We start from the raw sequence: 22,432 nt of genomic DNA, 5'->3' as shown, positions 1-22,432 counted from the left end.
GCGACGACTGGAGTGCTGGTGGACGACCCGGTGAACGCGGTGATCAGGTGGGTGGACCGGCCCGCTGGCGATGGCCCGCTGGCCGGCGTCCGGGTGGGGGTCAAGGACAACGTCGACGTCGCGGGCGGACCGACGACGTGCGGCTCGGCGTTCTTCGCCGATCGGGTCCCTGCCGAGGACGCCGAGGTGGTGCGGCGGCTGACCTCCGCGGGGGCCTCCCTCGTCGCGACGCTGAACCTGAGCGAGTTCGCGGTCGGGGTGACCAACCAGAACTCGGCCGCCGGACCGTGCGCCAACCCGTGGGACCTCGACCGCATCCCCGGCGGCTCGTCGGGCGGCTCGGGCGCGGCGGTGGCCGCGGGGGTCGTCGACCTGGCGCTGGGCACCGACACCGGCGGCTCGATCCGGCTGCCGGCGTCGTGCTGCGGGGTGGTCGGCCTGCGGCCCACGCACGGCTCGATCCCGCTGGACGGCGTCTTCCCGGTCTGCGACGACGTCGACACCGTGGGCCCGCTGGCCCGGACCGTCGACCTGGTGGCGCGGGCCCAGCGGGTGCTCACCGGATCGACGGCAGGGCTGCCGGTGCCCACGGCTCCGCGCAGGATCGGCATCCCGGTGCAGCTGATGACCGACGTCGACCCCGGGGTGCAGGCGGTGGTCGACGCCGCGCTGGCCGCGTTCGGCGCCGAGGTGGTGCCGGTGGAGGTGGAGGGTCTGCTCGACGCGCAGGACATCGTCTACACGCTGGTCTACGCCGACCTGGCCCGCATCCACGCCACCCGGCTCGCCGAGGAGCCCGACCGGTTCCACCCGGACAGCCTGGTGCGCATCGGCCTGGGGCGGGACATCACCGCAGCTCAGCGGGCCGAGGCGGTCGAGGCGCGACGGGTACTGCAGGGCCAGATCTCCGCCGCCCTGGACGACGTGGACCTGCTGCTCACGCCGACGATGCCGGTCGACGTCCCCCGCCGGGACCCCGACGACGTCCTGCGGGTCTCCCGCCGCCTGGGCCAGCTCACCTACCCGTGGTCGCTGCACGCCGGGCCCACGCTCGCGCTGCCGGTCGGTTTCCACCCGGTGTCGGGGATGCCGGTCGGGGTGCAGCTCACCGCGCCCGAGGACGCCGAGGACGTGCTGTTCGCCGCCGGCCTCTGGTTCCAGCAGCGGACCGACCACCACACCCGCCGCCCACCGACGAACCGCTGACCTGCGCAGAGCCTTGCGCGTACGGTCGTACGGTGATTAGATGACGGTCGTACGACAAAGGAGGTCGACATGGCGCGCTACGACGGCGAGCACAAGGAGCAGACCCGGCGGCGGATCCTGGAGACCGCGGGCCGGCGGCTGAAGAGCGACGGCATCGACGGCTCCGGGGTCAAGACCCTGATGGCCGACGCCGGGCTGACCAACGGCGCCTTCTACGCACACTTCGCCTCGAAGGACGACCTGGTGGCCGCGACGGTGGCCGACCAGCTGCGGGCCCAGACCGAGGTGCTCCGGTCGCTGCCGCCCGGCGCCGACTCGGTCCGCACCTACCTGGGCAGCTACCTGTCCGCGACGCACCGCGACGACCCGGCGAGCGGGTGCCCGTCGGGGGCGCTGCTCGACGAGATCGCCCGCAGCTCCCCGGCGGTCCAGGCCGCCTACACCGCCGGCCTGGTCCAGATGGCCGACGCGATGGGTGAGCTGCTGCCGGGCCTCGGCCGGGTTGCGGCGCTGCAGGTGCTGGCCACGCTCGTCGGCACCCTCCAGCTCGCCCGCTCCCTCGACGACCCGGCGTTGTCGGCCGCCGTCCTCGACGGTGCCCTCGCCACCCTTACCGCCCAGCTCGCCCCCGCAGAGGACACCCCGTGAAGGCCTTCGTCGTCGACCGCTACAAGCGCCCGCTGCACCTGGCGGAGGTCGCCGAGCCCGAGGTCGGGCCGCACGACGTGCTGGTCGACGTCCGGGCGGCGAGCGTCAACGTGCTCGACGCCAAGATCCGGGACGGCGAGTTCAGGCAGCTCCTGCCCTACCGCACCCCGCTGACGCTGGGCCACGACCTCGCCGGCGTCGTGCTGCGGGTGGGCGACGCGGTCACCCGGTTCAGCGTCGGTGACGAGGTGTTCGGGCGGCCGCGCGACCACCGCATCGGCACCTTCGCCGAGCGCATCGCCGTCCACCAGGACGACCTGGCCACCAAGCCCGCCACCCTCTCGATGACCGAGGCCGCCGCGCTGCCCCTGGTCGCCCTGACCGCCTGGCAGGCGCTCGTCGAGGTGGCGCGGGTCCAGCCCGGCCAGCAGGTGCTCGTGCACGCCGGGTCCGGCGGGGTCGGCACGGTCGCGATCCAGCTCGCGAAGCACCTGGGCGCGACGGTCGCCACCACGACCGGGACGTCGAACGTCGAGTGGGTGCGCGCCCTGGGCGCCGACCTGGTCGTCGACTACCGCACCCAGGACTTCACCGACCTCGTGCGCGGCTACGACCTCGCGCTCGACGGCCAGGGCGGGGAGAACCTCACCCGCTCCCTCGGCGTGCTGCGCAAGGGCGGCCTGGCCATCGGCATCGCCGGCCCGCCCGACCACGACTTCGGCGTCCGGGCGGGGCTGAACCCGGTGCTGCGCACGGTGTTCCGCCTGCTCAGCGCCGGGGTCCGCCGCAAGGCCGCGAAGCTCGGCGTCCGCTACTCGTTCCTCTTCATGCGCGCCTCGGGCACCCAGCTGGCCGAGATCGCCGCCCTCGTCGACGCCGGCGTGCTCACCCCGGTGCTCGACCGCGACTTCCCCTTCGAGCAGACGCCCGTAGCCCTGGCCCACGTCGAGACCGGCCGGGCCAAGGGCAAGGTCACGATCACCCGCTCCTGACCCACCACCCCACCCCTCACCAGCACAGGAGCACAGCCATGCCCTCCCTCGACGGATCCGTCGTCCTCGTCACCGGCGCCAACGGCGGCATCGGCACCCAGTTCGTGCACCAGGCCCTCGCCCGCGGCGCGGCCAAGGTCTACGCCAGCGCCCGCACCCCCCGCACCTGGGACGACGACCGCGTCGTCCCGCTGCAGCTCGACGTGACCGACCCGGCGTCGGTCCGGGCGGCCGTCGCCGCCGCCCCCGACGTGACCGTGCTGGTCAACAACGCCGGGACCTCCGTCTCCAGCCCGGGGATCCTGCAGCACACCGACGAGGAGATCCGGCGCAACGTCGAGACCAACTTCCTCGGCCCGCTCGTCCTCGCCCGCGCCTTCGCCCCGACCCTGTCGGCCGCCGAGGGGGCCGCGCTGGTCGACGTCCACTCGGCGCTGAGCTGGTACGCCGTCGCCGGCATCTACAGCGCGACGAAGGCGGCCCTGTGGTCGGCGACCAACTCGCTGCGCCTGGAGCTGCAGCCCGCCGGGGTGCACGTGCTCGGCGTCCACGTCGGCTACGTCGACACCCCCATGGCCGAGCACGCCACCGACCCCAAGCTCGACCCCGCCGTGCTGGTGCAGCGCGTGCTCGACGGCCTGGAGGCCGGGGCGTACGAGGTGCTGGCCGACGAGACGTCGGTGCAGCTCAAGGCCGGTCTGAGCGCCCCGCTCGAGGCGGTGTACCCCCAGCTCGCCCAGGCCTGAGGGCTCACCCGGGGGCGACGACCAGCTCGTCGCCCCGGGTCGGCGCGAGGTGCACGTCGTCGGCGCCCCCGGGATCACCGGGCAGCGGCGCTGGTCAACCGGCGACCGACGGCTGCCACCTCGCGCCTCAGCTCCTCGGGTGCCTCCACCACGAAGGGGCGCTGCAGTCCGGCGAGCAGGGCCGGCACCCAGTCCAGCCGTTCGGCCCGCAGCTGCAACCGGACCCATCCCGGCCGGCCTGGCTCCTCCCGCACGTCGGCCAGGCCCGGGGGCAGGCGCTGCACGACGTCGTCGACGACACCGTCCACGAGCACCTCGACCTCCTGCCGCCACGGTGTCGCGGCCAGCCCCGCGGTGACGTACTCGACCGGGTCGAACCCCTCGGGGACGGCGAACGTCCCCGGCCTCGGCGACGGGGCGGAGATCCGGTCCAGCCGGAAGTTGCGCATCCCGTCGTCGCCCGCGTCGGCGGCCACCACGTACCACCGACCCGAGTGGACGACCAGGCCGTAGGGGTGCAGCGTCCGCTCGGTCTGTGCGCCGTGCCGGTCGGTGTAGTCGACCACCACCGGCTGCCGGGCCGCCGCCGCGTCGGCCAGCACCAGCAACGTGCGGGCCACTGCGCCGTCGGCGTCGCCGTCCGGACCGGTGAACCGAGCTGCCTGCAGCAGTGCGGTCAGTCGTCGCCCCAGCGCCTCGGGCAGCACCCGGCGGATCTTGGCTGCCGCCGTCGCCGACGCCTCGTCCAGCACGACCGAGGGGATCAGGCGGCGCGCGGCGACCAGGCCCAGCACGACCGCCACCGCCTCGTCGTCGGTCAACATCAGCGGGGGCAGCCGGAACCCCGGGGCGAGCTGGTAGCCGCCGTGGCGGCCGCGCACCGAGCGGACCGGCACGTCCAGCTCGAGCAGGTGCTGCACGTAGCGCCGGACCGTGCGCTCGTCGACGCCCAGCCGGCCGGCGAGGTCGGCGACGGTCCACCGGCCGCCGGACTGCAACGTCTCCAGCAGCGCCAGCACCCGCGCGGTCGGCTTGGCCACGAGCGACATCGTGTCATCGATACCGGGCGGATTGCGTCCTGGTGCGGTGCGAGCGTGGCCCTGCCGCACCCACCGACCCCGGGAGGAACCCGTGTCCAGCTCGATCCCGTTCGCCTCGATCCGCCTGATCACCGACCGCATCGACAACCTGGTCGGCTTCTACGCCGAGGTCACCGGGGTGGTGCCCGCCTGGGCCACCCCCGAGTTCGCCGAGCTGCGGTGGCCGGGCGTCACCCTGGCCATCGCCAGTGCGAGCACCGTGGCCCGGCTGGGCGACCACCTCGACCCGACGACCGGCAACCGGGCGAGCATCGTCGAGTTCCGGGTCGAGGACGTCGACGCCGAGGTCGCCCGCATCCAGCGCGCGCTCCCCGGGGCCACCTGGGTGCTGCCCCCGACGACCATGCCGTGGGGCAACCGGTCGGCCCTGCTGCGCGATCCCGACGGCACCCTGGTCAACCTGTTCTCCCCGCCCGCTGGTGGACGCCGCACTCCGCCCACCGCCGGATAGCCCGCCGGACCCCGGCGGGCAGGCCTCGTCGCGCACCTCAACGAAAAGACCCGGCCCCTCGCCCGAGGGCGAGAGAACCGGGTGGTATGACGCCACTGTAGTGACCACGCTCGGTCGGTGTCGAGCTACCAGCCCTCGGGTCGCGACAGTCCTCCCATGGGGTCAGGGAGCTGATGGGCGCGAAAGTGGGCCGGGGTGAGCCTGCGCCACCAGTGCCGCCCCACCCCGTCCGTGGGCTGCCCCTTCAACGCGGCCGGGGTCGGACGCTTGGTGGGGTTGATCGTGGCCACCGGCACGTGCAGTCGGGCCTGCTGGAGCGGGAACTGGAGGTCGCTGTCGTTGGAGACCACGACCGCGGCATCGACCTTCCCGACCAGCACGTCGATGAGCAGGTGACTCGCGACGTTCACGTCGGAGCCCTTCTCCTCGAACGTCGTCAGCGACACCAACAGCTCGTCGTCACCCGATGGTCCCTCCGTCTCCCGCGCCGGCAGCCAACCGGGGATGTCCGCTGCACCTGGCGACAGGACCCTCCGGGGTGGGTGATCCTGGTCGACCAGCACGCCGGTCTTGACGCGCGGGACGTAGTAGCCCTTCGCGATGACGGCCTGCGGGTAGGCGGCCTGCAACGCACCGATGTACGTGGCCTGGTCCGCGATGGACGTCGGATCGCCCTCCCGGTCACGGTCGGCCGTGCAGTAGACGAACCGGGCGAGGGACGGGTCCGGCCACAGATGCGGGTTGACCAGTCCTAGGGCCAGCGCCGGTAGGTCCAGCCACCGCCAGCCCGAGGTGCCGCGGCCGCAGTGGGACCGGGCGCCGTAGTAGACGTTGTAGGCATCCACGTACAGACCGATGCGCATCTGCGGTGTCTACCTGCTCCGGCGAGAGCAGCAAGTCCGAGGCATCTCAGCGGTGGCGGCCTCGCACGGCGGGTTCGGTTCCGTCGGCGTCGTGGTAGCGGACCTCGACGTCCAGACCGCGGGCATCGAACTCCCGTTGGACGTCGTGCGCGAGCGTCCAGCCCTCGTCGACCCAGGCGGCCGGCATCTCGTGCAGGCCGTACCGCCCGTTCCACCCCCGGAGCCGACCTGCCAGGCCAGGGCTAATGCCGAGGACCGCCGGGTCGAGGGTGTATCTGTCCCGCCAGGGGTCCCGCCCGGGCGACCGGTTCCACAGGACGACGTCGGCGTGCTCGGCCATGACCACCACGACCGTGGGCGGCGGCCAGGGCTGGGTCCAGCCGACCCAGTTCCCCGGGTCCGGCCACGGCTCGGTCGACTCCTCGGGCGGCTCGGGGTCCCGCCCGAACCGCTCCCGGTACTGCTCGGGGCTCAGGAAGACCAGCCTCGGCTCCTGCTCGTCCCGCCGTCGTCCCACGCATGCATGGAACCGGTCCGGTCAAGCGGGAAGGCGTTTCCGCGGAAACGCGCTCAGACCCCCGTGGTCAGCGCATGGTCGAGGGCGTCGACGAAGAAGTCGGCGGACTCGCGCGTGAGCACCAGCGGCGGCTTGACCTTGAGGATGTTCTGGCCGTCGCCGGTGGGCTGCATGACCACGCCCAGCTCCAGCAGCCGGTCGCACAACCGGCCGGTGAGCGCGGTGGCGGGGGCGCGCGTCGTCCGGTCGGTCACGAGCTCGACGCCGCAGTAGAGCCCGAAGCCGTGCACGGCCCCGATCACCTCGTGCTTCTCGCCCAGCGCGCGCAGCCGGGCGTGCAGGTGGTCGCCGACCTCGCGGGCGTTCTCCTGCAGCCGCTCGGTGCGGATCGCGTCGAGCACCGCCGTCCCGACCACGCTGGAGACCGGGCTGCCGCCGGCCGAGGAGAAGAAGTAGCCCTGCGTGCGGTACCGCTCGGCGACGGCTGCCGAGGTGATGACGGCGCCCAGCGGGTGCCCGTTGCCCATCGCCTTGGCGACGGCGACGACGTCGGGGACGACGCCCTGCTGCTCGAAGCCCCAGAACCAGTGGCCCAGGCGCCCGTAGCCGACCTGCACCTCGTCGGCGATGGCCAGCCCGCCGTGCCGGCGGATCGCCCCGTAGACGGCGGCCAGGTAGCCCTCGGGCAGCGCCATGCCGCCCGCGTTGCCGTACACCGGCTCGGCGACGAACCCGGCGGGCAGCGTGCCGGCGGCGGCCAGGGCGTCGATGCGGGTCACGGCCTCGGGGGCGTACGCGGCGGCGTCGCCGTCCCGGTGCTTGCCCCGGTAGGGGTTGGGGGTGTCGAGCACGTGCACCCAGTCGGGCCGGCTGTCCAGGGCGTTGGGGTTGTCGGCGATCGAGGTGGAGACGGCATCGGAGGCGTAGGTCCAGCCGTGGTAGGCCTCCCCCACCGCCCAGACGTCGCGCCGGCCGGTTGCGGCCATCGCGATGCGCAGCGCCAGGTCGACCGCCTCGGAGCCGGAGTTGACGAGGAAGACCTGGTCCAGCGGCGCGGGCAGGGTGGCGGTCAGCTTCTCGGCGAACTCGACGACGGCCCGGTAGTGGAACCGCGAGTTGCTGTTGAACCGGCGCAGCTGCGTGGCGACCGCATCGGCGAAGCCGGGGTGGCCGTGCCCGAGGACGGCGACGTTGTTGACCATGTCGAGGTAGGCGCGACCGTCGGTGGCCAGCAGGTGCTCGCGCCAGCCGCGCTCGATCTGCGGCGGCGCGGCGTAGTAGTGCTCCTGCACCTCGGCCAGGCTCACCTCGCGCCGTTCCTGCAGCTCACGGGCCCGGGCGTGCGGGTCGTCGTCCACGGTGTCGAGGCCGAGCAGGGGCGCGGGATCGCAGACCACGCCCCGCCACGGGGCGGCCAGCTCGGGGGTCACGAACGTCGGGACGACGTCCGGCGTGGTGGTCACGGTGATCCGCACCCGGGTGCGCGGCGGCACCGTGCCGAGCGGCTGCCCGGCCGCCACCTCCGGGCCGGCCGCGAGATCGGCGCTCTCGACCCGGAGCACGTGCGACGCACCCGTCACGACCAGCGCGTCGCCGTCGCGGTGCACGCGCCCGGCCCAGGGGGCGGTGAGCTCCAATGGCGCTGAGGTCCACAGGTGGAGACCGGTCGGCACGGTGGCGGGGGCGGTGCGGGACAGCGGGACGGCGCGGGTCGCGCGGTGCTCGATGGCCCGGGCCACTGCGGTGTGCTCGCGGGCCGCGAGGTCGTCCTCGATGCCGGGCTCGAGCCAGCGGCCGCCGTCCAGGTCGTCGGACTCGGCCGAGAGGTCGAGCAGGGTGACGTCCCCGGGGCGGGCGAGTGAGCCGTGCCCGGCGGGCAGGGCGGCGGGCTCGGCGGGCAGGCCGAGCGCGAGCCGGGTGGCCTGCTGCATGACCGGCAGCGGGACGGCGACGGCCGCGGCGAGGATGCGGCGCTCCTGCTCCAGACCGGCGATGGCGTACTGGTTGGCGTCGCCGTCCAGACCGGTCTGCTGGTAGCCGCTGGCCACGAGGACGGCGCCGCGCAGCGCGACGAGCGGCCACAGCGCGTCGGCCTCGGCCTCGCTGAGCGGGCGCACCTGGTGGAACGCGACCGCGGCCCGCAGCGCGCCGACCGGGGTCATGCCCTCGTGGTGCAGCAGCGAGGAGATCGTGATGGCCAGCTCGCCGACGGCCCAGGTGCGGACGACGTCGCCGAAGTCGATGACGCCGTCGGGGATGCTCAGCCCGTCGTCGTCGCGGCAGACCACGTTGTCGTCGGTGAGGTCGCCGTGCACGGCCTGCTGCGGGAGGCCGTCGGGGATCAACGGCCAGGCCTCGTCGCGCACCTGCTGCACACGGGCGCGGTCGGTCGGGTCGGTGACGTGGTCGGCGAGGACGTCCAGGGCGCGGGCGGCGTGCTGCAGGTCCCACTGCAGGGTGCGGCGCAGGGCGGGGTGGTCGACGTCGCGCAGGGCGACCGAGACCTCCCCGGCCATCCGGCCGAGTTCCGTCACGACGACGGGGGCGAGGTGACCGGAGCCATGCAGGGTGCCGCCAGACAGGTGGCGCAGCACGCGGGCGGTGCAGGTGCCCTCGGCCTGGTCGAGGTGACCGCGGGTGCCGGGCAGCGCGGTGGCGAACCGGAGGTCGGGGAGGACGGCGGCGAGGTGGTCGGCGACGGCGTCCTGGGCATCGGCGTCGTCGTCGCCGAACCCGACGTTGGCGATCTTGAGGACGCCGACCACGTCGTCGCCGTCGGTGAGCAGGAAGTTGGCGTCCTGCTGGCTGCCCAGCTCGTGGGCCTGCACGGGGCGACCGGTGAGCTGCGACCCGAGGGCGGCGGCACCAGCGTGGTCGACGGTGGGCACGGGCAGGGCCGGTGCGGCGAAGAAGTCGAACAGCGCCATGCTCGTGCTCCACTCAGAATTGGACGAACGTCCAAGTTGAGCACAACGGGACCGTGGGCCACAAGGCCCAGGCAGGATGGACGACGTGACCGAGCCGCCGAGCCGCAAGGGCGCCGCGCGCAAGATCGAGCTGCTCGACGCGACGCTGCGGATCATCGCCCGCGACGGCCTGGCCGGGCTGTCGATGCGCGGGCTGGCCGCCGAGGCCGGGGCGCCGCTGGGGGCGGTGAGCTACTACTTCGCCGGCAAGGACGAGCTGGTGGAGGCCGCGTTCGCTCGCCACTCCGAGATCGAGGGCGAGCGAATGGCAGCCATGATCCGCCGCGTGGGCGCCGGGACGCCCGACGAGGCGGCGGACGCGGTGGCCGACTTCGTGGTCGAGGGCTGCACGGTGCGCCGGCGGCAGCTGATCACCGAGTACGAGCTGATGGTCGAGTCGGCCCGCCGGCCCGCGCTACAGGAGTCGACGGCGGGGTGGCTGCGCAGCCTGCGGGCGCAGATGGTCGAGGCGATGACCGCGCTGGGGTCAGCGGACCCGGAGATCGACGCCCGCCTGCTGCTCGCCGTCATCTCCGGTCTGGAGGTCGACAGCCTCGCCGACGAACCGGGACCGACCCAACGCGACGTGGTGCGCAGCGTCCTGTCACGCCTGCGAGGAGCTCGATGATCACGCCGACTGACCCTCGACGAGCAATCGGAGACTTCACGACCTGCGCACGACCCCAGCTGGCGCTACGCGCGCGAGCACGGCGTGCAGGCAGGCACGCCCACAGCGGACCCGCTCCTAGCGCACGTTGGAACCGCAAGCCTCACAAGACGACCTAGACCGCCCGTCAATCCGCCCAGCCTGTCGGTGCGCCCAGTCATACTGCTGACTCGAAGAAGCTTGGGAGGACGTCATGGTCGACGGGTCGAGCGGTCCACAACGAAGCCTGCAGCAACTCGCCCAAGCGGACCGTCAGCGCCATGACCTCTTCATCGGGCTCGTTGCACCGCTTGGTAGCAGCAACAAAGAGGTTCGCGAGTCCCTAGAAGGAAAGCTCACGACATACGGCTACAGCACGGAACGGGCGCACCTTGCCGGCCTCCTAGATGACTTGAACTTTGGCTCTCCCCTTCCGAGTCGCGACAATCCCGACTATCACAAACTCCGGATGGATGCCGGCGATCGCCTGCGCAAGGAGGCAGGGGACCATAGTGCATTAGCAGCGCTCGCTATCGCATACGTCGCCAGACACAGACAAGCGCGCCGCTCAAAAGCGATCGACGAGGGTTCACTTACGGACCCACCTCCGATTGCGTACATCTTTGACAGCCTAAAGCACCCCCGCGAAGCTCAATTACTACGAAATGTCTACGGCGCCGCCTACTGGCAAATATCGATAGTTGAGGATGGGGACGAAAGAATTCGAAATCTGGCTCGAGTACTCGGCGAGGCGGATAAAACGTTCGATAGCGCACCACTGGGCCGAGCGCAAAGCTTAATCGACCGCGACGAAGCCGACGTGGATGCCAAGCACGGTCAGAATGTCCGCGATACATTCGCTCAATCCGACTTTTATCTAGCCGTCAATCGAGGGCGACCATGGACAGACGGGCTTGATCGTTTTCTGTCCGGAGCCTTCGACTCGCCGTTCATTTCGCCGTCCGCCGACGAAGAGGCCATGAGATTTGCGAGCGCAGCCGCCTTAAGGTCAGCGGCCGTCGGTCGTCAGGTCGGGGCCGCCATTGTCCCTCCCGCTGGATCGCCTGTCATCGTCGGCACAAATGAGGTCCCCAGACCTGGCGGAGGGCAATTCCGAGAAGGTGACATCCCGGACTTCCGAGACTTTCAGTCGGGTACGGATCCGAATCCGGCCTACACCGAAAGCGTTATTCGTGAGCTTTTCGACCGTCTAGCCAAGGCGAACTTCTTCACCGCCGCCAGAAACCAAGCGGGTGGTGCGGCAGTCCTAAAAGAGGCCAGAAAGCCTGGCGAAGATGGCAAGTCACTACTTGACGGAACGCGAGCCAAATCCCTGATCGAGTTCACACGATGCTTGCATGCCGAGCAGGCAGCTATCGTCGAAGCAGCGAGGACGGGCACGGCTATACAGGATTCTAAGCTGTATACAACTACTTTTCCGTGTCACGAGTGTACGAAGTTCATTGTCGGTGCGGGTGTGTCCGAGGTGCAATATGTTGAGCCGTACCCTAAAAGCCTGGCCGGAGACATGTATGCCGACTTGATCGACACCCGGCCACCCTTAGAAGGGGGCAGCCGTTCCGCGGGTGACAAGATCCCCTTCAAGGCATTCTTGGGTTTTGGTCCCAGTCGCTACGATGAGGTTTTCACTGCCGGTAAGAGGAAACTTGGGTCGACGATAAATCGCCACGACCCGGCGAACTCAGTTCCCGTAGGAATCGCCTGGAGCGAATTGGCCGTGCGAGAACAGGAAGATGCTGTAGTTGTGGCGGTCGCAGTTTCGGCTGACCTGCTAGCGAAATCGACAATAAAGGATTCGTCCACCACCGGCACCTCGCCTGACTTAAACGAGCAGCAGGCCGAAAACCGAGATGGAGCAGCATCGTGACCTCGCCTGAAAACTGGCTAAGTATCCAAGCGACAATATCTGCTCGCCGGCTGGCCGAGACTCCCTATCAACTACTGAGTCCAGCCGCCCGGATGCTGCAAACGGTCGCCGAGCAGTGGATAAGCCCCGTCGAAAAAGCCGAGTTGCACACTGTTGCCAAGCAGCCCGTTCGAACTAGACGGGTACGCAAGCCGACCCCTACAGCTCGGCAGTTGCCCATCCTCACAGGTGTTCCTAGCGAGGACTCTGGTCCTGCGCACGAGTGAGGCTGTCAATCTGCCAGTAGGCGCCGGTCAAGTGGTCCAGGTACCTCCGCATGGCGACAAGGGCACCGTCGGGCCATCAGGTCGTGCAGTCCCGCGTGGTCGTCGACCACGCACGACCAGAACCCGTCCGACGCAAGGTCGCGCCCGGCCCAGGTCCCCAGCACCCGGGAGGTAGGCTGCCCCACCCACCTGCAACGGGGGGTCGAACTTAGCTCCGCCCGGCGCAGGTCCTCCCACTGTTGCTCTGTGCGGCGCCGCGCCGTCCCACAGGCCACGCAGGTGGACAGAAGGGCGCCTGTCTGCTTTTCTTACCTCAGATGAGGTAAGAAAAGCAGACACTAGGCGAGGAACGGTGCAGCATGCCCGAGTTCGCGTACGAGCAGTCGGCCGACCAGATGGTGTCAAAGTTCGGCTTCACCGCCGCCTTCCTGCGCGATGCGGTTGTCGCGCGCGCAGCTGCTGCGGCCCGTAGCTATGCAGGGGGTCTCTACCCTCCCGCCGCGTCCGGAATGGCACGGTGGATGCACAGCGTCGCGTACACCCGGGAGGCGCTCTCAGCGCTGGGGTACGAGCCCAACGACACGGACCTCATCTCGAAGGTCATCCACCGAGAGCGCGGCCTGGCCATCGTCTGCGCCGCGGGCAATCCCGTCACCGGCGTGCCGTTCATGCTGGCCCGAAAATACCCGACGACCAAGTGGCCCAAGGGCGAGCGGACCGCCGTCGCGGTGGCCCGAAATAACGAACAGATGACGTTTTTCGACGAGCTGGACGAAGACGAGGAGCCCATCCGCCCACTGGAGACTTGGCTCCTTCTCCAGTACGCCGATCGCGAGGAGGTTCGGGCGGAGCTGTCACTCCCTGCCGCGATCAACCACCGCGGCTTCATCACCGACTGGCACCAGCGATACATTCTCCCGCCGCTGAGCAACGACGGCGGCATAGCCGATGAGCCCATCATCGACGACGGTGACGAGGAAGGCGGCGGAATCGTCGTGCCTGTCGAGCCTCGATGACCCAGGACCCCCCAAGTTCTTTCAATCCCGCGCGGCTCACCCTGGCGCGGCAGCGGCGAGGACTCTCGCAGACTGCCCTCGGACAGGCTGTGGAGGTTGCCGCAAGAACCGTCGCGCGCTGGGAGCGGGGCGAGGTTGACCCGTTGCCGCACAACATCGAGGCGCTCGCGAAAGCTCTTGAAATGCCGCCGTCATTCTTCGCTGCCAGCGACATCGACTTCGTTCCCGTCGACGCGGTCAGCTTTCGAGCTCTCAGCAAGATGACCGCCCGACAGCGCGACTCCGCGACCGCGGCAGGTGCAATTGCGATGGATCTGGCCGAATGGCTCGACCAGCGCTTTCGCCTGCCCGGGCCCGACCTGCCCACTCTGGAGGGATACGACCCCGAGCGCGCAGCGGCGGTCGTACGTGAGCGCTGGGGCCTAGGGCTGGCCCCGATCTCGAATATGGTTCACCTGATGGAGGCGCACGGCGTTCGCGTTTTCTCGCTTGCAACCGACGTCGCCAGCGTGGACGCCTATAGCTTCCAACTCAACGATGCCCCCTACGTTTTCCTAAATACGTCCAAGACGGGAGAGCGGCGCCGCTTCGATGCGGCCCATGAGTTGGGTCACTTGGTCCTGCACTGCGGCGACGAGGTTCCTCATGGAAAACCAGCCGAACAGGAGGCACAGGCCTTCGCGGCGGCGTTTCTAATGCCGCGGCAAAGCGTGCTCGGTGCGGGTCTCCGCAATGCTTCGATTGACCACATTTTAAAAGCCAAGCGCCATTGGAAGGTGGCGGCGATGGCCTTGACCCACCGTCTCCATGAGCTGGACCTCCTGTCCGAGTGGGGCTATCGCGACCTATGCGTTCGGCTGTCGCAGATGGGCTACCGAAGCAGCGAACCGCGTGGCGCTATCGTCCCCGAGACCTCTCAGCTACTCGCCAAGGTCTTCAAAGCGCTTCGCAGTCAGGATCTTCTGCCCATTGAAGTCGCTGGACAGTTGAACATCACCCAGGACGAGTTGAACCGTCACGTGTTCGGGCTCGTGCCGGTGGCCATTGCAGGAGGCAATCAAGGCGGCGCAGTTTTGAATGGGCCCACGGGCCTACGGGTCATTCGCGGCGGACAGGCATAACGTTAGGGGTCCCCCTGGCTGTGATCGACCCGAAAGGCGGAGACCTCACATCGAGTTCAGAGTGTTCACAGCCCAGATGGGCCGCTGGTTGAGGCTCTCAGCGCTGGAGCCACCACGACTGGTGATAAGTCAGATACAGCCCCGAACAGTACTCAGCCCCGGCTCAACCGGTCCATCTGCTGGTAGGCGCCGGTGAGGTGGTCGAGGTGGCGCCGCATGGCGGTGACAGCACCGTCCGCATCCCGAGCAGCGACGAGGTCGTGCAGCTCCGCGTGGTCGTCCGCCACACACGCCCAGAACCCGTCCGGCGCGTGGTCGCGACCGAACCGCGTCGCCAGCACCCGGAACAGCGGCGCCGTGATGACCTCCAGCAGCGGGTTCCCGCTGGCTCGCAGCAGCACCAGGTGGAAGTCCTGGTTCGCCGCATACGTCGCCTCGCCGACCGCAGTCGCCGGGTCGAACTCGGCTCGCCGCAGGTCCTCCAGCTGCTCGTCCGTCCGGTGCCGAGCCGCCTCACCGGCCGCCGGCACCTCGAGCAGGTGACGCAACGACATCAGCTGCCCGACCGTCACCCGCTCGGCGGCCGCCATCAGGGCCACCCCCGTCTCCAGGTGGGCCGACAGGTGCGCCGCCGTCGGCACGCTCACGAAGCTGCCCCCCGCCACCCCACGCGTGGTCTGGATGAGGTCCTGCGACGCCAGCGACCGCAACGCCTCGCGCACGGTCGACCGCCCGACCCCGAACTCGGCCGAGAGCTCCTGCTCGTTGGGCAGCCGCTCCCCCGGGGCCAGCTCGCCGCTCACGATCCGGGCGCGGATGTTCCCGGCCAGCACGGCGTACGCGGGCCCGGTCACGCTGCGCAGTGTGCCAGCGGAACGGGTTCACACGGTGTTGACACCTCAGGCGTTGACGACGCCAATCGTCTGACACTTTGATGGGGCCGTGCCCGTCACCCCCCGCGTCGCCGTCGTCTTCTACAGCTCCACCGGCAACCTGGCCGCCATGGCCGAGGCCATCGGGCGGGGTGCCGAGGAGCAGGGCGCCGAGGTCCGGGTGCGCATCGTCCCCGAGCTCGCACCCCCGCAGGCCATCGCCGCCAACCCGAAGTGGCAGGCCTTCGTCGACGAGGCGCGGTACGAGACCGCCACCCTCGACGACCTCGAGTGGGCCAACGGCATCGCCCTCGGCAGCCCCACCCGGTTCGGCCTCCCCGCCGGCCAGCTCAAGGAGTTCCTCGACACCACCGGCGGGCTCTGGTTCCAGGGCAAGCTGGCGGACAAGGTCGGGACGGCGTTCACCAGCGCCTCCACCGGCCACGGCGGCCTGGAGTCGACGATCCTGGCGATGAACAACGTGCTCTACCACTGGGGCTCGCTGGTCCTCCCGCTCGGCTACGGCGAGCGCCACCTCATGAAGGAGTCGGGCAACCCCTACGGCGGCTCCTTCGTCTCCCGCTCCGGCGCCGCCCCCGACGACGTCTCGATCGAGGCCTGCCGCCTCCAGGGCGTCCGCCTCGCGACGTTCGCCGGGTTCGTCGCGGCCGGGCTCGAGGCATGACCGCCGAGGCCGTCCGGGTCGGCATGGGTCGGCTCGACACCACCGACCGGCCCGGGCTGGTCCTCGTCGACTGCCAGAACCTCTTCACCCTCGACCCCGCCGTCGACGCTGCGGCGAAGGCCTGCGGACGCGCCGCCGCGGCCGCCCGCGAGGCCGGCGTCCCCGTCGTCTGGCTGCGGGTTCTCTTCGACGACGACGCCGAGCTCGGCCCGGTCTGGACGACGAAGGCCCCCGCGCTGAAGCAGCTGCGCCCCGGGGCGGAGCTCGCCGAGTTCGACCCCCGCGTCGGGTACGTCGACGGCGAGCCGGTCGTCACCAAGAAGCGCGCCTCGGGCTTCGTCCGCACCGAGCTCGACGACCTGCTGCACGACCTCGACGTGCACACCCTCGCCGTCGCCGGGTTCACCACCGCCGGCTGCGTGCGCGCCACCGTCGTCGACGCCGCCTCGCTCGACTACGCCCCCGTCGTCCTGGCCGACGCCGTCGCCGACCGGTCCACGGCCATCCACGACGCCGCACTCGTCGACCTCGACGCCCGGTACGCCGACGTCGTCCCGAGCACCGACGACTGGTTCCGGACCGTGAGGTCTTCACAGCGTTAAACGTCTGACCTATGGTCGCCGTCACAGGAGGGAGCCCACCGATGAGCATCGCCCGCCAGGTCGCCGACGTCGTGGCCCGCACCACCTGGGACGACGTCCCCGCCCCCGTGCTGCAGCGCGCCCGCCACCTCGTGCTCGACGCCGTGGGCCTGGCCTTCGCCGCGTCGGCCCACCCCTTCGCCGACGTCGCCGCCGACGCCCTGGGCAGCTTCGGCGCCGGCGACGTCCCGGTGCTGGGCAGCAAGACCCGGCTGCCTGCGCGCGACGCCGCCGTCCTGAACGGCGTGCTCGTGCACGGCCTCGACTTCGACGACACCCACATCGGCGCCGTCACCCACGTGTCGGCCTCCGCCCTGCCCGCCGCCCTGAGCGCCGCCGTGGCGGCCGACGCCTCGGCCCGCGACCTGCTGCTGGGCTACATCCTCGGCGTCGAGGTGGCCGCCCGGGTCGGGCTGGCCGGGGCCGGCCACTTCCACGACCTGGGCTACCACCCCACCGCCGTCGCCGGGGCCTTCGGCTCCGCCGTCGCCGCGGGGAAGATCCTCGGGCTCGGCCCGGACCAGCTCGTCGCCGCGCAGGGCGTGGTCGGCTCGATGGCGGCCGGGCTGCTGGAGTTCCTCGAGGACGGCTCCTGGACCAAGCGCCTGCACCCCGGCTGGGCCGCGCAGAGCGGCATCACCGCCGCCACCTTCGCCAGGGCCGGCTGGACCGGTCCGGAGGCGGTCTACGAGGGCCGCTTCGGCCTGTTCGCCACCCACCTGGCCGGCCGCGACGCCCACCCCGAGCTGGTCGCCGACGGCCTCGGCGAGCGGTGGGAGACCCCCGAGACGGCCGTGAAGCCGTACCCGGTCTGCCACTTCGCGCACGCCTTCGCCGACGCCGTCCTGCTGCTGCGCGCCGAGCACGGCCTCACCGCGGATGACGTCGCCGCCGTGCGGTGCGCGATCCACCCCACCCCCGGCAAGGTCGTGTGCGAGCCCGCCGCCGCCAAGTGGGCACCCCGCGACGAGTACGACGCCAAGTTCTCGCTGCCCTACATCGTCTCGACCGCGCTGGCCCGCGGCCGGTTCACCCTCGCCGAGCTCTCCGACGAGGCCCTCCGCGACCCCGAGGTGCTCGCCCTGGCCCGCAAGGTCGAGGTCGTGCCCGACGACGAGAGCGCCTTCCCGCGGGCCTATTCCGGGTGGGTGCAGATCATCACGACCGACGGCCGGGTGCTCACCCACCGCGAGCAGGTCAACCGCGGGCACGCCGACCGACCGCTCAGCGACGCCGACGTCGTCACCAAGTACCGCGGGTCGATGGCCCCGGTCGCCGACGAGGCCACCACCGAACGCGTGCTCGCCGCCGTCCTCTCCCTGGGGGACGGCGGCTCCGCCCGCGACTTCGCAGAAGCCTGCGCAGCAGGCTGACCCACCCCTTCCACCCAGAGGAGCAGGCATGGACTTCGGCGTCTTCATCCCGATCGGCAACAACGGCTGGTTGATCAGCGAGAACGCTCCGCAGTACATGCCGAGCTTCGAGCTGAACAAGCGGATCGTGCAGGAGGCCGAGGCGCAGGACTTCGCCTTCGCGCTGTCGATGATCAAGCTGCGCGGGTTCGGCGGGAAGACCGAGTTCTGGGACCACAACCTCGAGTCGTTCACGTTGATGGCCGGCCTGGCCGCCGTCACCTCGACGATCAAGCTCTACGCATCGACGGCCGTCCTCACCCTGCCGCCGGCCCTGGTGGCCCGCATGGCCACCACCATCGACTCGATCGCGCCCGGACGGTTCGGCGTCAACATCGTGTCGGGCTGGGCCTCGGGCGAGTACTCGCAGATGGGCCTGTGGCCAGGCGACCAGTACTTCGGCGAGCGCTACGACTACTCCACCGAGTACGTGCAGGTGCTGCGCGACCTCTGGGAGAAGGGCACCTGCGACCTGGACGGCACGTACTTCCAGATGACCGACTGCAAGCTGTCGCCGCGGCCCAGCGCGCACGTCGACATCGTCTGCGCCGGCCAGAGCGAGCGCGGCATGCGGTTCTGCGCCGAGCACGGCGACTACAACTTCATCCTCTCGCCGGGCGTGAACACCCCCGAGACCTACCGGGAGCCCACCGAGAAGCTGGCCGCGGCCGCTGCGAAGACCGGCCGGGACGTCGGGTCGCTGCCGCTGTTCATGGCGATCATCGCCGACACCGACGAGGAGGCCCAGGCGAAGTGGAAGAGCTACCACGACGGCGCTGACCTGGCCGCGCTCGGCTACATGAACGAGGAGGGGTCCAAGGACACCTCGGCCGACTCCGGCGGCACCGCGCGGACGATCAACCTGCCCGAGGGGGCGGTCAACTTCAACATGGCCACCCTCGTGGGCTCGCCCGAGACCGTCGCCCGGCAGATCGACGAGGTGGCGAAGATGCCCGGGGTCAAGGGGATGATGTTCACCTTCGACGACTTCGAGAAGGGCGTGAAGACCTTCGGCGAGAAGGTCAAGCCCCTGCTCGGCTGATGCCGCCGACGGGGCTCCCGTTCCCCCGTGCGGAGCCCCGTCGGCCCACCTCCTGGAAGGACCCCGCGTGACCTCGTTCGTCACCCCCCGCACCAACCCGCGCGCCCGGCTGCGCGAGCTGCTGGCCGCCGCCCAGGACACCCGCAGCCCGTTGATCGCCCCGGGCGCCTACGACGCCCTGAGCGCTCGGCTGGTGCAGCAGGCCGGGTTCGACGTCGTCTACATGACCGGCTTCGGCACCTCGGCCTCGCTGCTGGGCCGCCCCGACATCGGGCTGCTCGGCGGCGCGGAGATGACCGACAACGCCCGGCGCATGGCCCAGGCCGTCGAGGTCCCGCTCATCGCCGACGCCGACACCGGCTACGGCAACGCGCTCAACGTCGTCCGCACCGTGCGCGAGTACGAGCAGGCCGGCGTCGCCGGGCTGCAGCTGGAGGACCAGGTCTCGCCCAAGCGCTGCGGGCACATGACCGGCAAGGCGGTGATCGACGCCGACGAGGCCGTCGCCAAGGTGCGGGCCGCCGTCGCCGCCCGCACCGACCCCGACCTCGTGGTCATCGCCCGCACCGACGTCGCCCAGGTCGAGGGCACCCGGGCCGCGATCGACCGGGCGCTGCGGTTCGCCGACGCCGGCGCCGACGTGCTGTTCGTCGAGGCCCCGCGCACCGCCGAGGACGTCGAGCTGGTCGCCACCGAGCTGAAGGGCCACCACCTGCTCTTCAACTGGGTCGAGGGCGGCCAGACCGAGGGCCTGACCATGGACACCGTCGCCGAGCTGGGCTTCTCGCTCGTGCTGTTCCCGATCAGCACCCTGCTGGCCGCCTCGCACGCCATGCAGGCCGTGCTGTCGACGCTGAAGCAGACCTCCTCGACCGCCGGGGCCACCATGGGTGACTTCGACGGGTTCCTGCAGACCATCGGGTTGCCCGAGCTGCGCGCCGACGAGGCCCGCTTCGCCGGCTGACCCCACCCCGGCCGGGTGATCGTCGGTGGAGGGACTCCACCCAGCGCCGGGTCCTGCCGATGGTCGGGTCATGCAGGAGAGGGCGGCCACGGCTCCGCGTACCGGCCGCCGGCGCCAGCACCCCGGGTGGCTCACCGCCAGCCGGGTCGCCGTCTGGTCGGCGACCGGCTTCGCGCTGCTCGTCGTCGTCGGGTCCGTGTTCGCCGCCGACCTGTCGGGCGTGTGGGACGACCCCGCCGTCCCCGTCGCGTTCGGCGTGCTCGCCACAACGTGCGCCGTGGTGGCCGGGTGCGCCGCCGTGCGGGCGACCACGATGGCACCCGTCTGGACCGCACTGGCCGCCGTCATGCTGCTGTTCACCTCGGCCAACCTGGCCTACGCGGCCGACCCGCCCTCCGGGCTCGAGCCGAGCTGGGCGGACGGCCTCTACGGGGTCGGCTACCTGGCGCTGGTCGGCATGCCGTTCCTGCTCCTCCGGCGGCTGCGGCTGCGACCGCACCCCACCGTGTGGGTGGACGGCCTCACCACCGGTCTCGGCGCCCTCGCGCTCGCCCTCGCCGTCGTGCTCTCCACGGTCCACGACGCGGACGCGGCGACCCTGCTGGCCCTCGGCTACGTCGCCGCCGACCTGCTGCTGCTCGCCCTGCTGGCCAGCCTGGGCTCGGTGGTGGGCTCCTTCCGCAGCGTGCTGCTGCCCGCGCTCGCCGTCGGCCTCCAGCTGGTCGCCGACCTGGGCCAGTACCTCGCCGGCGGGAACGGCGCCCCCACCGACCTGCTCTACGTCACCGGCCCGGTGCTGCTCGCCTGGGCCGCCCACCGCTGCCCCCCGGAGTGGACCATCCGGGAGCAGTCGTGGCGGCTGCGGCTCGAGGTGCGTCGCATCGTCCTGCCCCTGGGCGGGTCGACCGCCGCCCTGCTGGTGCTCACGTGGAGCGCACTGGCGCCCCTCGGCGCCGTCCCCGTCCTGCTGGCCGTGGCCGCGCTGGTCTCCATGGCCGTCCGCACCGTGCTCACCCTGCGCGCGACCGAGAACTTCTACGAGCTGCGGGCCCAGGCGCTGACCGACCCGCTGACCGGGCTGGGCAACCGGCGCACGCTGGACGCGGCGCTGGCCGGGCTGCCGGACGACGTCCCCACCGCGCTCCTGCTGCTCGACCTCGACAGCTTCCACGACGTCAACGACGGCCTGGGGCACGCCGCCGGCGACGAGGTGCTGCGCCTGCAGGCCGCGCGGCTGACCGGTGACGAGGAGCCCCCCGGGCGGGTGGCCGTCCGGCTGGAGGGTGACACCTTCGCCCTGGTGCTCCCCGGCACCGGGCCCGCTGGTGCCCGTGCGGTGGCCGACGAGATGGCCGCCCGGCTGCGGTTGCCGATGCACGTCGGCGGGACCCGCGTGCGGCTGACCGCCAGCGTGGGGGTCGCCGTCGCCCCGGCCGGCCAGCCCTCCGCCCCGGCCACCCTGCTGCGCCGCGCCGACGACGCCCTCACCCAGGCCAAGCGCCGGGCCGAGGCCGTCGTGGTGCACGTGACCGACCAGCAGCCCGAGGTCGAGGTCTCCCGGCTGCAGCTGGCCGGCGAGCTGGACACCGCGATCGCCGAGGGCCAGCTGGTGCTCTGGTTCCAGCCGCAGCTGCACGTCGCCCCGGCGTGCCCGGTCGCCCGCGGCGGGCGGGTCACCACCGTCGCCGGCTGCGAGGCCCTGGTCCGCTGGGCCCACCCCACCCGCGGCATGCTCGGCCCCGACCACATCCTGGGTGCCGCCGAGCACGGCCGGCTGCTCCCGGCCCTCGGCGACGCCGTGCTCGGCATGGCCGTGGCCGCCGCCGCGACCTGGTGGCACCACACCCCCGTCCCGGTCTCGGTCAACCTCTCGGCCACCGACCTGGGCGACCGCCGCCTGCCCGACCGGGTCTTCCAGCTGCTGCTGGCGCACCGCCTGCCGCCGTGGGCGCTCACCGTCGAGGTCGTCGAGGACACCCTCATGCTCGACCCGCTGCGGGTCGCCGACGTGCTGGGCCGGCTGCGGGAGATGGGCGTGGGCATCGCCATCGACGACTACGGCACGGGGTACAGCTCGCTGTCCTACCTGCACCAGCTGCCGGTGGACGAGCTCAAGCTCGACCGCTCGCTGACCCAGGACCTGGCCACCAGCCCCACCGCGGCGGCCATCACCCGGCACAGCATCGCCCTGGCCCACGACCTGGGCCTGCGGGTGGTCGGCGAGGGCATCGAGGACCCCGAGGGCCTGGACGCCCTGGTCGAGCTGGGCTGCGACACCGTGCAGGGGTACCTGACCGGCCGGCCCATGCCGTTGGCGGACTGGACGACCTGGCTGGCCGAGCAGACCCCGCCGCCCGCCCGTGTCGAACCGGCGACGGTCGGGAGCTGAC

20 protein-coding genes are annotated in these 22,432 nt (G+C 71.3%); 15 read left to right on the top strand and 5 right to left on the bottom strand.

Translation table 11 applies throughout. From position 1 onward, the window contains the following. Window positions 1-18 precede the first annotated feature (18 nt). The 4 genes from BLS67_RS04220 (at window position 19) to BLS67_RS04205 (ending at window position 3,592) form a co-directional block, all read left to right on the top strand. Window positions 19-1,206, top strand: a complete 1,188-nt coding sequence (locus tag BLS67_RS04220; RefSeq protein WP_242653817.1) for an amidase — start codon at window positions 19-21, stop codon at window positions 1,204-1,206. 69 nt (window positions 1,207-1,275) lie between these two features. Next, a complete protein-coding gene (locus BLS67_RS04215; protein WP_091240231.1) occupies window positions 1,276-1,854 on the top strand; it encodes a TetR/AcrR family transcriptional regulator in 579 nt (192 codons plus the stop codon). After that, on the top strand, window positions 1,851-2,846 hold the full coding sequence (locus tag BLS67_RS04210) for an NADP-dependent oxidoreductase (RefSeq protein ID WP_091240229.1): 996 nt from the start codon (window positions 1,851-1,853) through the stop codon (window positions 2,844-2,846). The genes BLS67_RS04215 and BLS67_RS04210 overlap by 4 nt, the downstream gene beginning before the upstream one ends. Before the next feature lie 38 nt (window positions 2,847-2,884). After that, the gene (locus tag BLS67_RS04205; RefSeq protein ID WP_091240226.1) at window positions 2,885-3,592 is read left to right on the top strand and encodes an SDR family oxidoreductase; all 708 of its coding nucleotides are present in this window, start codon (window positions 2,885-2,887) and stop codon (window positions 3,590-3,592) included. Window positions 3,593-3,666: 74 nt separating this feature from the next. Here BLS67_RS04205 and BLS67_RS04200 read toward each other — a convergent pair whose 3' ends face one another. Then, window positions 3,667-4,632 (bottom strand): helix-turn-helix transcriptional regulator, encoded by a 966-nt coding sequence (locus tag BLS67_RS04200; protein WP_091240689.1) that lies wholly within the window; start codon window positions 4,630-4,632, stop codon window positions 3,667-3,669. Between the two features lie 91 nt (window positions 4,633-4,723). Here BLS67_RS04200 and BLS67_RS04195 point away from each other — a divergent pair, with 91 nt between their 5' ends. After that, window positions 4,724-5,143, top strand: coding sequence for a VOC family protein (locus BLS67_RS04195; RefSeq protein WP_242653816.1), 420 nt, complete (start codon window positions 4,724-4,726; stop codon window positions 5,141-5,143). A 125-nt stretch (window positions 5,144-5,268) separates the two neighbouring features. On the opposite strand, the gene BLS67_RS04190 is transcribed toward BLS67_RS04195, so the two are convergent. The 3 genes from BLS67_RS04190 to BLS67_RS04180 are packed head-to-tail and all read right to left on the bottom strand — an operon-like array spanning window position 5,269 to window position 9,450. Then, window positions 5,269-6,006, bottom strand: a complete 738-nt coding sequence (locus BLS67_RS04190; RefSeq protein WP_091240223.1) for a PIN domain-containing protein — start codon at window positions 6,004-6,006, stop codon at window positions 5,269-5,271. 46 nt (window positions 6,007-6,052) lie between these two features. Beyond that, window positions 6,053-6,523 (bottom strand): hypothetical protein, encoded by a 471-nt coding sequence (locus BLS67_RS04185; RefSeq protein ID WP_091240220.1) that lies wholly within the window; start codon window positions 6,521-6,523, stop codon window positions 6,053-6,055. 53 nt (window positions 6,524-6,576) lie between these two features. After that, a complete protein-coding gene (locus BLS67_RS04180) occupies window positions 6,577-9,450 on the bottom strand; it encodes an aminotransferase (RefSeq protein WP_091240217.1) in 2,874 nt (957 codons plus the stop codon). Window positions 9,451-9,535: 85 nt separating this feature from the next. Here BLS67_RS04180 and BLS67_RS04175 point away from each other — a divergent pair, with 85 nt between their 5' ends. From BLS67_RS04175 to BLS67_RS04160, 4 genes are all read left to right on the top strand, one after another. Beyond that, complete coding sequence (locus BLS67_RS04175; protein ID WP_165617460.1) at window positions 9,536-10,117, top strand: TetR/AcrR family transcriptional regulator; 582 nt, start codon at window positions 9,536-9,538, stop codon at window positions 10,115-10,117. Window positions 10,118-10,349: 232 nt separating this feature from the next. Continuing rightward, window positions 10,350-12,023, top strand: coding sequence for a hypothetical protein (locus BLS67_RS04170; RefSeq protein WP_091240210.1), 1,674 nt, complete (start codon window positions 10,350-10,352; stop codon window positions 12,021-12,023). 625 nt (window positions 12,024-12,648) lie between these two features. Continuing rightward, on the top strand, window positions 12,649-13,305 hold the full coding sequence (locus tag BLS67_RS04165; protein ID WP_091240205.1) for a hypothetical protein: 657 nt from the start codon (window positions 12,649-12,651) through the stop codon (window positions 13,303-13,305). Then, window positions 13,302-14,426, top strand: coding sequence for a helix-turn-helix domain-containing protein (locus tag BLS67_RS04160; RefSeq protein WP_091240201.1), 1,125 nt, complete (start codon window positions 13,302-13,304; stop codon window positions 14,424-14,426). Before BLS67_RS04165 ends, BLS67_RS04160 begins: the two co-directional genes overlap by 4 nt. 152 nt (window positions 14,427-14,578) lie before the next feature. On the opposite strand, the gene BLS67_RS04155 is transcribed toward BLS67_RS04160, so the two are convergent. After that, window positions 14,579-15,280, bottom strand: coding sequence for a FadR/GntR family transcriptional regulator (locus BLS67_RS04155; protein WP_207500258.1), 702 nt, complete (start codon window positions 15,278-15,280; stop codon window positions 14,579-14,581). Between the two features lie 88 nt (window positions 15,281-15,368). Here BLS67_RS04155 and wrbA point away from each other — a divergent pair, with 88 nt between their 5' ends. The 6 genes from wrbA (at window position 15,369) to BLS67_RS04125 (ending at window position 22,431) form a co-directional block, all read left to right on the top strand. Next, window positions 15,369-15,983 carry an NAD(P)H:quinone oxidoreductase gene (gene wrbA, locus BLS67_RS04150; RefSeq protein ID WP_091240195.1) on the top strand — a complete coding sequence of 205 codons (615 nt, stop codon included), beginning with the start codon at window positions 15,369-15,371 and terminating at the stop codon, window positions 15,981-15,983. Continuing rightward, on the top strand, window positions 15,980-16,585 hold the full coding sequence (locus BLS67_RS04145) for an isochorismatase family protein (protein WP_091240191.1): 606 nt from the start codon (window positions 15,980-15,982) through the stop codon (window positions 16,583-16,585). Before wrbA ends, BLS67_RS04145 begins: the two co-directional genes overlap by 4 nt. A 41-nt stretch (window positions 16,586-16,626) precedes the next feature. After that, entirely contained in the window at window positions 16,627-17,997 is a 1,371-nt protein-coding gene (locus tag BLS67_RS04140; protein WP_207500256.1) for an MmgE/PrpD family protein, read from the top strand. 28 nt (window positions 17,998-18,025) lie between these two features. Beyond that, the gene (gene rutA, locus BLS67_RS04135) at window positions 18,026-19,078 is read left to right on the top strand and encodes a pyrimidine utilization protein A (protein WP_091240186.1); all 1,053 of its coding nucleotides are present in this window, start codon (window positions 18,026-18,028) and stop codon (window positions 19,076-19,078) included. 67 nt (window positions 19,079-19,145) lie between these two features. After that, window positions 19,146-20,042, top strand: coding sequence for an isocitrate lyase/PEP mutase family protein (locus tag BLS67_RS04130; RefSeq protein WP_207500253.1), 897 nt, complete (start codon window positions 19,146-19,148; stop codon window positions 20,040-20,042). Window positions 20,043-20,112: 70 nt separating this feature from the next. Then, window positions 20,113-22,431, top strand: a complete 2,319-nt coding sequence (locus tag BLS67_RS04125; RefSeq protein ID WP_091240182.1) for a putative bifunctional diguanylate cyclase/phosphodiesterase — start codon at window positions 20,113-20,115, stop codon at window positions 22,429-22,431. The last annotated feature ends 1 nt before the right edge of the window (window position 22,432 follow it).

Origin of the sequence: Klenkia soli (assembly GCF_900103975.1) — a bacterium.
Classification (GTDB): domain Bacteria; phylum Actinomycetota; class Actinomycetes; order Mycobacteriales; family Geodermatophilaceae; genus Klenkia; species Klenkia soli.
This window is presented reverse-complemented; position numbering and strand designations above follow the sequence as displayed.